At 34.5% G+C, this 13955-nt stretch carries 11 protein-coding genes; 7 read left to right on the top strand and 4 right to left on the bottom strand.

The annotated features are described in order from the left end of the window. The 4 genes from ACK5ON_RS00405 to ACK5ON_RS00390 form a co-directional block, all read right to left on the bottom strand. The coding region (locus tag ACK5ON_RS00405) for a sigma 54-interacting transcriptional regulator (protein ID WP_409818822.1) at nt 1-1184 on the bottom strand (1184 nt) is incomplete at its 3' end. Between the two features lie 86 nt (nt 1185-1270). Further along, nucleotides 1271-2722: a tRNA (N6-isopentenyl adenosine(37)-C2)-methylthiotransferase MiaB gene (gene miaB, locus ACK5ON_RS00400; protein ID WP_409818820.1), complete on the bottom strand. Its 1452-nt coding sequence runs from the start codon at nt 2720-2722 to the stop codon at nt 1271-1273. A 299-nt stretch (nt 2723-3021) separates the two neighbouring features. Then, the gene (locus ACK5ON_RS00395) at nt 3022-3666 is read right to left on the bottom strand and encodes a nucleotidyl transferase AbiEii/AbiGii toxin family protein (protein WP_409818818.1); all 645 of its coding nucleotides are present in this window, start codon (nt 3664-3666) and stop codon (nt 3022-3024) included. After that, on the bottom strand, nt 3663-4124 hold the full coding sequence (locus ACK5ON_RS00390) for a transcriptional regulator (protein ID WP_396174274.1): 462 nt from the start codon (nt 4122-4124) through the stop codon (nt 3663-3665). Before ACK5ON_RS00390 ends, ACK5ON_RS00395 begins: the two co-directional genes overlap by 4 nt. A 239-nt stretch (nt 4125-4363) precedes the next feature. On the opposite strand from ACK5ON_RS00390, the gene topA reads away from it, so the two are divergent. From topA to ACK5ON_RS00355, 7 genes are all read left to right on the top strand, one after another. Further along, nucleotides 4364-6895 (top strand): type I DNA topoisomerase, encoded by a 2532-nt coding sequence (topA, locus tag ACK5ON_RS00385; protein ID WP_409818816.1) that lies wholly within the window; start codon nt 4364-4366, stop codon nt 6893-6895. A gap of 3 nt (nt 6896-6898) precedes the next feature. Then, nucleotides 6899-8050: a formimidoylglutamase gene (locus ACK5ON_RS00380; RefSeq protein WP_409818814.1), complete on the top strand. Its 1152-nt coding sequence runs from the start codon at nt 6899-6901 to the stop codon at nt 8048-8050. A gap of 257 nt (nt 8051-8307) precedes the next feature. Further along, nucleotides 8308-9717: a gliding motility lipoprotein GldK gene (gene gldK, locus ACK5ON_RS00375; RefSeq protein ID WP_409818812.1), complete on the top strand. Its 1410-nt coding sequence runs from the start codon at nt 8308-8310 to the stop codon at nt 9715-9717. Nucleotides 9718-9777: 60 nt separating this feature from the next. Further along, nucleotides 9778-10410, top strand: coding sequence for a gliding motility protein GldL (gldL, locus tag ACK5ON_RS00370; RefSeq protein WP_409818810.1), 633 nt, complete (start codon nt 9778-9780; stop codon nt 10408-10410). Nucleotides 10411-10466: 56 nt separating this feature from the next. Then, nucleotides 10467-12008 (top strand): gliding motility protein GldM, encoded by a 1542-nt coding sequence (gene gldM / locus ACK5ON_RS00365; RefSeq protein ID WP_409818808.1) that lies wholly within the window; start codon nt 10467-10469, stop codon nt 12006-12008. Between the two features lie 43 nt (nt 12009-12051). Further along, nucleotides 12052-12978, top strand: a complete 927-nt coding sequence (gldN, locus tag ACK5ON_RS00360; RefSeq protein ID WP_409818806.1) for a gliding motility protein GldN — start codon at nt 12052-12054, stop codon at nt 12976-12978. Between the two features lie 117 nt (nt 12979-13095). After that, nucleotides 13096-13955, top strand: an 860-nt coding sequence (locus ACK5ON_RS00355; RefSeq protein ID WP_409818804.1) for an NAD(P)/FAD-dependent oxidoreductase, incomplete at its 3' end; no start/stop codon positions are given.

Raw genomic sequence — 13955 nt, 5'->3', positions numbered from 1 at the left:
CCTTTGTGGCGTTCCAATGATTTTTTGATGAGTTCAATTTCTTTTTGTTCTAACTTTAAAATTTCTTCTACTTCAACGGTCTCGGCGTCCAAATAATTTTCATTATCATCATCGTCAAATTCCTCTTGTTGCGATTGATTTTGAGATGGAATTGCATTCAGTCGTGGTTCTTGCTCAAAAGAAATTTCGTTTTCTGTTTCTTTTGAACCATATACTTTTTGAATTAAACTCGGATTAATGTCTTGCATTTTAGAACCGTTTTTCATTAACTCCAAAGTCAGTTTTTTCAAATCATTCAAATCACTTTTCATATCAAAAAGTACTTTGTATAAAATATCTCTTTCGGTAGAAAAATCACTTTCCGATTTTTTTCCACCTATGACAGAAGGTAAAGTACTGCCTTCAACTGGTAAGTAGGATTGTAAAGTGGCTAACGAAATGTCACGATTAGTTTCCAAAACCGAAATCTGTTCGGCTACATTGCGCAACTGGCGAATGTTTCCACTCCAACGGTATTTTTGTAAAAAACGAATAGAATCATCGCTCAATTTAATTGGAGGCATTTTATATTTATGAGCAAAATCGGCTGCAAATTTTCGAAACAATAAATGAATATCATCTTTTCTATCGCGCAGCGGCGGAATTGGAATATCGACCGTACTCAAACGATAGTATAAATCTTCACGGAATTTGCCTTTTTCAATTGCATCAAATAAATTCACATTGGTAGCCGCTACAATTCGAACATTCGTTTTTTGTACTTGAGATGAACCTACTTTTATAAACTCGCCATTTTCCAAAACACGAAGCAAACGAACTTGAGTGGTTAAAGGCAATTCGCCCACTTCATCTAAAAAAATGGTTCCGCCATCGGCTACTTCAAAATACCCTTCTCTGGTGTTGGTTGCTCCAGTAAAAGCGCCTTTTTCATGACCAAAAAGCTCACTATCGATAGTTCCTTCTGGAATTGCTCCACAGTTTACAGCGATGTATTTGCCATGTTTTCTATGCGAAAGCGAGTGGATAATTCTTGGAATACTCTCCTTCCCAACGCCACTTTCGCCCACTACCAATACCGAAATATCAGTTGGTGACACTTGAATGGCTTTCTCTATGGCACGATTGAGTTTTGGGTCATTCCCAATAATCTCAAACCGTTGTTTTATGTTTTGAACTGATTCCATTTAAAAAAAGTTTAAGGTTTAAAGTTTAAAGTTTAAAATTGTCAGGGTTGAACCACATTAAACAATCTTAAACCACTTTAAACTTTTTAGTTTTGCATTTCACTATACCCAACCGCTTCTCCAATCAACGTCGCTGTAGTACAATCACTAATTTTCACCATTACAAAATCCCCAACTTTATAATCTCCTTTTGGGAAAACCGTCACCACATTTTCTGAGTTTCTACCGCTCCAGTGCTGATTAGATTTTTTCGATTCTTTTTCGATTAAAACTTCAACGGTTTCGCCCATGAACCGTTTGGTTCTCTTTTCGCTTAGCTTTTGTTGTAAATCTACAATCTCTTGCAAACGTCTTTTCTTTATTGCTTCTGGCACATCATCTACCATTTTTCTGGCAGCCAAAGTTCCTGGACGCTCTGAATACGAAAACATATAGCCAAAATCATATTCCACATATTCCATCAAACTCAAGGTATCTTGATGGTCTTCCTCAGTTTCTGTTGGAAAACCGGCAATCAAATCTTGCGAAATAGAACAACCCGGCAAAATTCTTTTTATTTTATCTATCAATGCCATATACTCTTCTCGAGTGTGTTGGCGATTCATCTCTTTTAAGATACGAGTACTTCCACTTTGTACCGGTAAGTGAATATAATTACAAACATTGTCATATTTAGCAATGACATGAAGCACTTCTTCGTGCATATCCTGCGGATTAGAAGTCGAAAAGCGAAAACGCATTTTGGGGAAAGCTATGGCACATTGTTCCAGCAATTGGGCAAAATCGGTTGCCGTCGCTTGCTGCATTTCGGTAGCTTTCACAAAATCTTTTTTCAAACCGCCACCATACCAAAGGTAACTATCTACGTTTTGTCCTAGTAAACAAACTTCCTTAAAACCTCTGTCCCACAAATCTTTGATTTCTTCCAAGATACTCTGCGGTTCACGGCTGCGTTCTCTTCCACGAGTAAAAGGAACCACGCAAAAAGTACACATATTGTCGCACCCACGAGTAATAGAAACAAAGGCATTCACACCATTACTATTCAAACGAACCGGAGCAATGTCGCCATAAGTCTCGTCTTTTGATAAAATCACGTTGATAGCATCTCTACCTTCTTCCACTTCTTTCAACAAGTTGGGCAAATCCTTATAAGCATCAGGACCAACAACCATATCCACAATTTTTTCTTGTTCCAAAAACTGGTCTTTCAATCGCTCTGCCATGCAACCCAAAACACCTACTTTCATCCCCGGATTGATACTGCGCTTGACCGCATTGTATTTTTCCAACCGTTTTCTAACGGTTTGTTCTGCTTTATCTCTAATAGAACAGGTGTTTACTAGAACCAAGTCGGCTTCTTCCAAGTTTTGCGTCGTGTTATACCCTTGCTCAGTCAAGATAGATGCTACAATCTCACTGTCCGAAAAATTCATCGCACAGCCATAGCTTTCTATAAATAGTTTTTTGGTATTTGCTGCTTTGTATTCCAAAATAAGACTGGTGCCTTGTTTCTTTTCGTCAATTTCTTTTTCCATATTCCAAATTTGTCATTCCGATTTATCGGAATCTCAATTTACACTATTAAAAATTTCAAATTATTGAAATTCCATCAACAAAGATAATACTAAATTCTATAATATGACAAGATGGCAGAGGTGGTTTAAGAAAAGTTTTTTTTATTCATAAACTCATAAACGACTAAAAAGAAAAAATAGTAGGTCAAGGAAAATTAAAAAGTAAAAAAAACTTTTCTAATAAATTGCTTTTGTTTTGATAAAATATTATTTCAAAAAACAGATTTAATAAAAAAGAAACATTGAAAATCGGAAAGCAACTAGTTCCCTACAAACTCATAAAAATCCAATTTAATAATTTCCCAATTCTTTCCTAACAAACAAATGGGTTCAAAATCGTTGTCAGCTTTGTCAAAATTTAAAAGTTGTTTTTTATTATAATTAAAACCATCACTATAAGGATATCGCTTCTCATATAAAGAAATCATATCGTCAAGGTTCATTTTATCCATAAAATAATGCAAATCCCAAAAATCTTTTTTCCTTCCTCCTTGAAGAATAACCTCTAGTTTCATTGCTATTATTTCATTTATTGTTGCCATTCTAATATTATTGATAATGATAGGTTTCTCAATAAATTCATCGGTGTAATACAAATCTAATTTTACACAATCGGTTATTGAATTGCCAACCACAAAGTTGGTTCCAAAACTTACATTGTCTAAACTTCTTGATACACAAAACGGATATTTGTTTTCTAGAAATTCTCGAATTGCTTTATAGTCAATAGAACCATATTCAGCAGCCGTAAATAAATCAATATCTTCGGACATTCGATGACCCAATTGCAAACTCAAAGCGGTACCACCAACCAACCGAAACGGCATAAAAATAGGTTGGTATATGATATCTTGTAAAACTTCTTGTAGTCTTGGTTTTACGGTATTCCAATTTAATGCTTTCATCTAAGTTTTACTATTGATAAAATTTTGTCAACTTCTTTTTTTCCATAAAAACGGGTAATCTCTTCTTGTTCATTCTCATTTCCATAAGAAAAAATTCTTTGTATAATTGAATTCTTCATTAGTTTCCAATCTATTCTATCAAAAGTGGTGTCCCAAAAAGTAATTTTATTTATTTTAGAAAGATCGGGTTTGTAATTTATATCTCTTTTAGCTTGTTTTATATCGTGAAAAACCTGTAAAGTCATCAAAAAACCCTCATCAAACCCTAGCTTTTCTTCAATTTTTAATGACAAAGGAACATTCATATTCCGAGTTCCTTTTATTATCGAACCCAATGTTTGTGGATGTTCGCCAATAGAAAGCGCCAATTGCCTTTTGCTGATGTTTTTTTTCTGCAATTCTCTTTCAATAAATTTACCAGGATGAACACCTTTTAGTATGTCTAATTTTGATTTCATATATGTAAAATTTATTTGTTAGCGGTCATATACCTGTCTGCCACAGGCAGATGTTATCGCCTTTTTATTTGTTGGTGTTTGCTTGCGCAAACTTTTTTTTAATGGCGATTTCATAACACAAATGTAAACAAAATTGTTTATACTTTATAGTTTTTAATTCTATTCTATTTTCAAAAAAAGTATCTATTCTGCAATATTTAAAAAAATCTTCTACTTTTGCCCACACAAACAATCGGGATATGGCAAAGAATTTAGTTATCGTGGAGTCGCCAGCAAAGGCAAAAACAATTGAAAAATTTCTAGGTAATGATTATCAGGTAGAGTCAAGCTATGGGCACATTGCCGACTTGCCTTCCAAAGAAATAGGAGTAGATGTATTAAATGGTTTTAAACCCAAATACGAAGTTTCTGCCGATAAAAAAGCATTGGTCACCAAGTTAAAAGGACTAGCCAAAAACGCTGATATGGTCTGGTTAGCTTCTGATGAGGACCGAGAAGGAGAGGCCATTTCTTGGCACTTGTCCGAAGAATTAAAACTAGACAAAAACAAAACCAAACGAATTGTATTTCACGAAATCACTAAAAACGCCATCCTAAAAGCCATCGACAATCCTCGCGAAATTGATTACAATTTAGTCAACGCCCAACAAGCACGTAGAGTGTTAGACAGATTGGTAGGATACGAACTGTCACCAGTATTATGGAAAAAAGTGAAAGGCGGATTATCTGCCGGTCGTGTGCAATCCGTTTCGGTGCGATTAATAGTAGAACGCGAAAGAGAAATCCAAGAGTTCAAACCAGTAGCATCCTATTCAGTAAATGCCGAATTCACAAACGAAGCCGGAAAAGTGGTAAAAGCCAAATTGCCAAAAAACTTTGCTACTAAAAAAGAAGCCGAAGATTTTCTAAACAAAAATATCGGTTCTACCTATAAAGTAGCCGATTTAGAAACCAAACCCACCAAGAAATCACCAGCAGCACCGTTTACAACTTCTACCTTGCAACAAGAAGCTGCACGTAAATTGTACTTCCCTGTTGGAATCACAATGCAAATAGCACAGCGTTTATATGAAGCAGGGCTTATTACCTATATGAGAACCGACAGTTTGAACCTTTCCAAAGAAGCATCGGAAGCAGCACAAGCCGAAATTATAAAATCGTATGGCAGCCAATATTCTAAACCAAGAACATTTGCCAATAAAAGCAAAGGCGCACAAGAAGCTCACGAAGCCATTCGTCCAACGGATATGTCACGTCACACAGTGAATGTGGAAAGAGACCAAGCCAGATTATATGATTTGATATGGAAAAGAACTTTGGCTTCTCAAATGAGCGATGCCGAATTAGAAAGAACAAATATTAAGATAGAAGCCAATAATCACAATGAAGTATTCCAAGCCACAGGCGAAGTAATCAAGTTTGAAGGTTTCCTAAAAGTATATTTAGAAGGAAGTGACGACGACGATGAAGAGCAAGAAGGAATGTTACCCGCATTAAAAGTAAATGAAAGATTAGTTAATCAACAAATAGTAGCCAAAGAACGATTTACCCAAGCACCAAGCCGTTACACAGAAGCTGCATTGGTAAAAAAATTAGAAGAATTAGGCATCGGTCGTCCTTCCACTTATGCGCCAACTATTTCAACCATTATTGCAAGAACCTATATCGAAAAAGGAAGCTTTGAAGGTTCTGAAAGGAAATACAACCAGTTAGTGCTGAAATCAGGAGAAGTAAAAAGTCAAGTTTTAACTGAAATGACAGGTTCCGATAAAGGAAAATTAGTACCAACAGACATCGGAACGATTGTAAACGACTTTTTGGTGAAGAATTTTTCAGCAATTTTAGATTATAATTTCACGGCAAAAGTCGAACAAGATTTTGACGAAATAGCCGAAGGAAATATCGATTGGGCAAAAATGATGCAAGATTTCTACAACAAGTTCCATCCCAATGTTCTCGAAGTTCAAGACAATGCTGAAAGAGAAAGTGGCGAGCGAGTATTAGGCAAAGACCCAAAAACAGGCAAACAAGTTTTAGTTCGCTTAGGGAAGTTTGGTCCAGTAGCACAAATTGGAGAAGCGGATGATGAAGAAAAGCAATTTGCCAGTTTGCGACAGGAACAAAATATCAGTAACATTACTTTGGAAGAAGCGTTGAATTTATTCTTGTTACCAAAAACATTAGGAGAATATAAAGGCGAAGAAGTAGAAGTAAGCAATGGTCGTTTTGGTCCTTATGTTCGTTTTGGAAAACAATTCATATCCTTGCCAAAAGGAGAAGATCCATTGGATGTAACTATGGTTAGAGTGCAAGAATTGATTAATGAAAAAGCCAAAGCAGATGCACCAATTGCCACTTATAAAGGTGAAGGAGTGCAAAAAGGAACAGGAAGGTTTGGCCCTTTTATCAAATGGAATGGAATGTTTATCAATGTTTCAAAAAAATACAACTTCGATAATCTCTCACAATCGGATGTGGCTGAATTGATAGAAGATAAATTACAAAAGAACATTGATAAGGTCATTCATAATTGGGAAGAGGAAGGGATTTTGGTTCTAAAAGCCCGTTGGGGAAAATCTGAAATTACCAAAGGCAAAATCAAGATCGAACTAAACAAAGATATTGACGCGTCCAAATTAACTTTGGAAGAAGTAAAAGAGATGATTGCTAAAACCCGAGGCAAAGCCGAACGGATCGGAACTAAAGCTCCGGCAAAGAAAACCCCAGCAAAGAAAGCTACAACAAAAAAACCAGCTGCTAAAAAGAAATAAACTATGGAATTTGATTTTCTATCACCAGTTGATAACGAAATTATTCAATATATAAAAGGGCTTTCTTCGCAACATTTGGGAAGTAAAGTGGCATTTCATTCGGATAATGACTTTCCAGACATTGATCAAGTTACCATTGCAATTATTGGTGTTTTAGAAAATCGTGGCGATGTAAAAGCATTTGAGGCAGTGAATTTAAATGTTATTCGTAAAGAATTATATGGTTTATTCCCGGGTAATTGGCAGAGTTCCATTGCTGATTTAGGAGATATTCTCCCCGGAAATTCATTAGAGGACACTTATTTTGCTTTGCAGAAAGTAGCTTCCAAATTAATAAAAAAAGACATTATACCTATAATAATAGGTGGGAGTCAAGATTTAACCTATCCTTTATATAGAGCATACGATTCTATGGAACAAATGGTCAATTTGGTTGCTATAGATAGTAAGTTTGATTTTGGAAAGCAGGAAGATGGTATTTCTTCAAATTCCTATTTGTCCAAAATAATTTTAGACGAGCCCAACAATCTTTTCAATTATAGTAATATAGGATATCAAACCTATTATAATTCACAAGAGGAAATAGATTTAATAGAAAAATTATATTTTGATGCTTATAGATTAGGTGAAATTGCTACAAATATTGGATTATCTGAGCCTGTATTGAGAGACGCCGATATTGTCAGCATCGATTTAAATGCCGTAAAGTCATCTTGTTCTGGAAATAGTATTAACTTTACTCCGAATGGATTTGACGGAAAGGAAATTTGTAGTTTATCAAGATATGCTGGAATTAGTGATAAAGTCAGTTCGTTAGGATTGTTTCATCATAACAACAACAAAGAAGAATCTGTTCTTATTGCTCAAATTATTTGGTATTTTATTGAAGGGGTAAATTATCGCTCCAATGAGTATCCTTTTGGTTCCAAAGAGAATTATATAAAGTATATAGTTCCTCTAGAAACAGAAGAATTAATATTCTACAAGAGTAATAAAACAGATAGATGGTGGATAGAAATTAATATTTTTGAGGGGCAACACAATAAACTGAAAAAAAATACGTTATTACCATGTTCTCATGAAGAATATTTAACAGCATGTAATCAGGAAATCCCTGAAAGATGGTGGAAAGCACAAAGAAAAAACAGCATTTAAGATTTAACAACACATAAAATTCGCAATTATCGTAAGTTAAATAATACAATAATATTATATTTACGTATTTTAGCGTTAAAAAATGCATTTTATCGATAAAATATTTTTTTGTTTCCTTTTTTTGTTCTACTTTTGAAAAGTCAATTAATAAATGAAGATTACATAAATTAAAATTTAATATTATTTAATTGCTTTTTTGAAAAATAATAAATAGGTTTACGGCCTTAAAATAGAGTATTAAAATAACCCCAATATATATGAAGAAGTTCATTGCATTCGCATCAGTTTTAGCTTTACTAACGAGTTGTGGTCGATCTAGCGACAAAGGTGAGTTAGTAGGAGTTAAAGGGAAAAAATGGAATCCTGAGAAACCTTTTGGGATGTCATTAATCCCTGGTGGAGCATTCATTATGGGTAAATCAGATGATGATTTAGCTAATATTCAAGATGCACCTACAAAAACAGTGACAGTCAGAGCATTTTATATGGATGAAACTGAAATCACAAATAGTGAATACCGTCAATTTGTAGAATGGGTAAAAGATTCTACGATTAGAGTACGTTTGGCAATACTTGCAGATGAAGTTGGTCAAACTGCTGGCTCGGGTGGTAAAGGAGGAAAAAATTCCGGAAGTATTGGTGATTTTGCTTTCAATGATTCTGACCCGGCAAAAATGACTCCTTATGACAAGTACATGTATGAGAATTACTATAGTGTAGGAACTGATGACGATCCTTTCGCAGGAAGAAGATTGAATAGGAAAGTTAAACTTATTAAAGAGACTAATAAATATCCAGATGAATATTATTCAGAAGTAATGGATAGTATGTATTTACCTGTAGCAGAATCTTTTAACGGTTTAAGAACCATAGACGTAAGAAAGTTAAAGTTCAGATACTCTAAGATGGACATTGAAGCTGCTGCAAGAGCTAAAGTTGGAAAAAGAAGTTCTTTTATAAAAACAGAGCAACTAGAAATTTATCCTGACACTACTGTTTGGATCAAAGATTTTTCTTATTCTTATAATGAGCCAATGCATAACGATTATTTTTGGCACCAAGCTTATGGGGATTATCCTGTAGTTGGGGTAAATTGGAAACAAGCTAAAGCTTTTTGTGCTTGGAGAACATTAAATAAAAACATATACATCAAATCCAAAAAGAAAAAACAAGATTTAATAAATACCTTCAGATTACCTACTGAAGCAGAATGGGAATATGCTGCAAGAGGAGGTTTAGAATCTGCTACTTACCCTTGGGGTGGTCCATATGCTAAAAATGACAGAGGATGTTTCTTAGCCAATTTCAAACCCAATCGTGGTGATTATGCAGCTGATCAAGCTTTATATACAGTAGAAGCTAAATCATTCGAGCCAAATGGCTACAATTTATATAATATGTCAGGAAACGTATCAGAATGGACAGACTCTTCATATGATGCTGCTGCTTACGAATTTGTTTCTTCCATGAACCCAAATGTTGTAAACAATAAAAACATGAGAAAAGTAGTTCGTGGTGGTTCGTGGAAAGATGTTGCCTATTTTATGCAAAATGCAACCAGAGATTTTGAATACGCCGATACAGCTAGAAGTTATATTGGTTTCAGAACGGTTCAAGATTACATGGGAACTCAAGTAACAAAAAATGGAAAAGCTCCAAGAAAGTAATTTCAAACTAAACTTAAATTATATTTTAAACTAAACTAACTAACTAAAATTTTTATTATTATGGCATTATTAAGCAAAAAAACAATGAATTTCGCTTACGGTATGGGAGCGGCAGTTGTAATCGTTGGAGCATTATTCAAAATTCAACACTGGCCATTTGCTAGTGCATTACTAATCGTAGGACTTTTAACAGAGGCATTTATTTTTGCTTTATCGGCTTTTGATGCTCCAGACACCGAACTAGATTGGTCATTGGTATACCCTGAATTAGCAGGTGGTCAAGCCAAAGAAAAAGGAAAAAAAGAAGATCCAAAAGATGCTCAAGGTTTATTGTCACAAAAACTAGACGCAATGTTGAAAGAAGCTAAAATTGATGGCGAGCTAATGGCAAGTTTAGGAAATAGCATCAAGAATTTTGAAGGTGCTGCTAAGGCAATTTCCCCTACAGTAGATTCGGTTGCTTCAACAAAAAAATATGCTGAAGAAATGACAAAAGCAGCTTCTCAATTAGAAACATTGAATGGTTTATATCATGTTCAAGTGCAAACCGCAGAGAGAAACGCTCAAATTAACAATGAAGTTGCTGAAAACAATTTAAAATTAAAAGATCAAATGCAAAGTTTGACTTCTAACCTTTCTACATTGAACAATGTATATGGTGGAATGCTTTCTGCAATGAGTAACAAAGGATAATTAGTTTTTTAACTATATATTTTAAACAAAATAATAATTTAAACTAATTAGAAAAAATGGCAGGAGGAAAATTAACCCCTAGACAGAAGATGATTAACCTAATGTACTTGGTTTTCATCGCAATGTTGGCATTAAATATGTCAAAAGAAGTATTAACGGCTTTTGGTTTGATGAACGAAAAATTTGAAGGCGTAAATAAATTTTCAGAAGAATACAACAAAAGTTTATTGGCTACTTTAGAACAAAAAGCAAGTGATGATCCTACTCGTTTCAAAGCTCCTTTAGACAAAGCAAACCAGGTTCAAGCAATTTCAAAAAAACTTTATGTATATCTAGCATCTTTAAAATCAGATGTTTCCAAGGAATTTGAACGAGGTAAAGATGGTAAATTACCCTATGAGGCAATGGATAAGGGTGCATACATCGATGAAAATTGGTTCAAAGGAGATGGCTATTCGGCTAAAGGAAACGAAATTATTGCAAAGATTGAAAATTACAAAAAAGAAATAATCGCTGTTTTTGGTAACGATGTTAAGTATCAACCAATCATCAATAATATCAAAACTAAATTTAATTTAGCGAATGTTAAAGACAAGGAAGGTGTTTCTAAAAAATACTTATCATACCATTTTGAAGGATTTCCAGCGGTAGCTTCTATTGCAAAATTAACCAGTATGGAGAATGATGTTCATGCTACTGAACAAGACATCTACAATGCATTAATTGGTAATACAATTGCTCAAGCAGCTTCTTTGAAAAATTTTCAAGCAATGGTGGTTTTAGATAAGAATGTTTTCTTTGAAGGTGAAACGGTAAAAGGAAAAGTGGTATTAGGAAAATACGACGCAAACACTGTACCTACTAGCTTTTCAGGACCAGGTAAAATAGAAAATGGTCAAGCGGTTATCTCGATGACTGCTGGTGGTGTTGGAGAAAAAACGATTAACGGTACTTTCTCATTCATGGAAGACGGGAAACCTGTGCCTTTGAAATTTGAAGGTAAATATGTGGTTGTTCCTCGTCCTAATTCTGCTAACATTTCTGCAGATAAAATGAATGTGGTTTATAGAGGTTTAGAAAACCCAATGACGATATCATTTGCTGGTATTCCTGATAGTGATGTGACAGCTTCAGCCACTGGTTTAACTAAATCTGGCAAAGGCGGTAAATATAACTTAAGCCCAGGATCAGGTACTGAAGTAATCGTTTCTGTTACCGGTAAAATGGCTGATGGTAAATCTGCCGTTGACAAAAAAGTATTTAGAATCAAAAATATTCCTGCTCCAGCTGGTGCAATAGGAAAGCAAGTTGGTGTTTTGAAAGGTGCTAAATCACGTTTAGAAGTGTCACAAGTTACTGCTGAGTTACAAGATTTCTTGTATGATTTGAATTTCCAAGTAACACGTTTTACATTTAAAGTTCCAGGACAACCTGCTATTATTGTTACTGGAGATAGAGTAAATGGACAATGTAAAGCTGCTTTAGCAAGAGCAACAAGAGGCGATCAAATTACTATTTCTGAAATTAAAACTAAGATTGTTGGTGGTGCTAATGTAATTACAAAAGATGCAGCTCCGGTTGTATATGAAATACAATAATGAATTGAGTTATCAATACCTACTATAACTTAAACTACAAATTATGAAAATTAAAAATCTTTTATTCGTCCCAGTAGCATTGGCTATAAGCTTTAGCACTATTGCTCAAACTAATTTGCTTAATGCCAAGACTCCCGCTGAGATTGGTAAAAAATCAGATGCGCAATTAATTTCTGATAATGACAAACCATTACCTTATGGTTACGTTCGTGATGGAGATGTATTGATGGGTAAAACGGTGTGGGAGCTGATTGATATTGATGAAAGAATTAATTTTCCTCTGTATTATCCAGTTGATACCGCATTTGTTGGAAAGGAAAGAAGGTCATTGTTTGATGTTTTGTTAAAAAACATCAAGAGTGGCGCTATAACAGAAGTTTATTCAGATGATTATTTTAATACTAAAAGATCATTTAAGGATATGGGTTCATCCTTTACTTTTATTGATACAATTCCTGCTGGTAAAGATTATATTAACGATCATTATGATGAGTTTTATCCAAAACCTACTACACGTAAAGTAAAGCAAGGTAAAACTTGGGTTACCGAAACGGTTCCTTCGGCACCTGCAGCAGTACTTGATCCTCAGTTCATCGACAAAAGAGAATTGAGTGCACAAGATATTTCTGGTTACAAAATTAAAGGATTTTGGTATTTTGACAAACGTCAAGGAGAATTGAAATATCGTTTGATAGCTATCTGTCCTGTTGCTCCTGAAGCAAGAGATATTGGTAAAGAAAACGGAGATGTTATTGAGTTGTTTTGGGTTTATTTCCCTGCAATTCGAGATATTCTTCACGATGCCAGGGCTTTTAATGACAAAAACTCTGCCATGTCTATCACCTTTGACCACTTGTTAAATTCAAGAAGATTCAGTGCTCAGATTTATAAGGAAGAGAATGTTTATGGTGATCGAAAAATAGAGGATTATATGAAAGATAATGCTCAAAATCAACTCTTAGAATCGTAACGTGTTAAAGAAACGATACGTAGTTTTGAGTCTGATATGTGGAATTACTAAACTATATTTCATAATACAATATAAAACTCTCATCTTTATGATGGGAGTTTTTTTTAGTTTATACTTATGTTAGATTATATCATTGTTGGCTCCGGATTGGCGGGTATTGCTTTTGCAGAAACACTTTTGCAAAACAATAAATCGTTTTTGGTTTTTGATAATCATTCTCAAAACTCAACCAAAATAGCTGGTGGATTGTATAATCCAGTTATTTTAAAAAGGTTTAGCGAAGTTTGGAATGCTGCTGCCCAACTTGAAATTGCCGATACGTTTTATAAATCAATTGAAGAGAAATTAGCCACATCAGTAGATTTTAAAATCCCAATTTATAGAAAGTTCTTTTCCGTAGAGGAACAAAATAATTGGTTTGCCGCTTCGGATAAGCCCAATTTAGCGCCGTTTCTTTCTACTACTATAAGTCATAAAAAATACAATGCTATTGATTCTCCTTTTGGGTATGGCGAGGTTTTGCAAACCGGTTATGTTGATACGGTTGTTTTGCTTACCCAATATCATGCGTATTTGAAAAAATTGAATTTGTTTGCTGAAAGCACTTTTGATTACAGTCAATTGCAGCTATTTGATGATCATTTGGAATATCAAAATATTAAAGCCAAACACATTGTCTTTGCAGAAGGATTTGGGATGCATGCTAATCCGTTTTTTAACTATTTACCACTTGATGGTACCAAAGGGGAATTGTTTATCATTAGCGCACCCGAATTGGATATTGATGTGATTGTCAATACGAGTGTTTTTATCATACCATTAGGAAATCAACTTTTCAAAGTGGGGGCAACCTATAATTGGGAAGACAAAACGGACGCATTAACCGATAAAGGCAAACAAGAACTTCTTGATAGAATAAAGGAAATTCTAACCTGTGATTTTGAAATTGTAGAGCATTTTGCTGGTGTTCGACCTAC

The organism is Flavobacterium sp., from assembly GCF_046317795.1.
GTDB lineage: Bacteria > Bacteroidota > Bacteroidia > Flavobacteriales > Flavobacteriaceae > Flavobacterium.
The sequence above is the reverse complement of the archived record's forward strand: the minus strand, read 5'-3'. Positions and strand labels throughout refer to the sequence as shown.

Excerpts from the sequence above, each read along its gene's own strand:
- miaB (WP_409818820.1), bottom strand. The coding sequence starts at position 2,722 with ATGGAAAAAGAAATTGACGAAAAGAAACAAGGCACCAGTCTTATTTTG.
- ACK5ON_RS00395 (WP_409818818.1), bottom strand. The coding sequence starts at position 3,666 with ATGAAAGCATTAAATTGGAATACCGTAAAACCAAGACTACAAGAAGTT.
- ACK5ON_RS00390 (WP_396174274.1), bottom strand. The coding sequence starts at position 4,124 with ATGAAATCAAAATTAGACATACTAAAAGGTGTTCATCCTGGTAAATTT.
- topA (WP_409818816.1), top strand. The coding sequence starts at position 4,364 with ATGGCAAAGAATTTAGTTATCGTGGAGTCGCCAGCAAAGGCAAAAACA.
- ACK5ON_RS00380 (WP_409818814.1), top strand. The coding sequence starts at position 6,899 with ATGGAATTTGATTTTCTATCACCAGTTGATAACGAAATTATTCAATAT.
- gldK (WP_409818812.1), top strand. The coding sequence starts at position 8,308 with ATGAAGAAGTTCATTGCATTCGCATCAGTTTTAGCTTTACTAACGAGT.
- gldL (WP_409818810.1), top strand. The coding sequence starts at position 9,778 with ATGGCATTATTAAGCAAAAAAACAATGAATTTCGCTTACGGTATGGGA.
- gldM (WP_409818808.1), top strand. The coding sequence starts at position 10,467 with ATGGCAGGAGGAAAATTAACCCCTAGACAGAAGATGATTAACCTAATG.
- gldN (WP_409818806.1), top strand. The coding sequence starts at position 12,052 with ATGAAAATTAAAAATCTTTTATTCGTCCCAGTAGCATTGGCTATAAGC.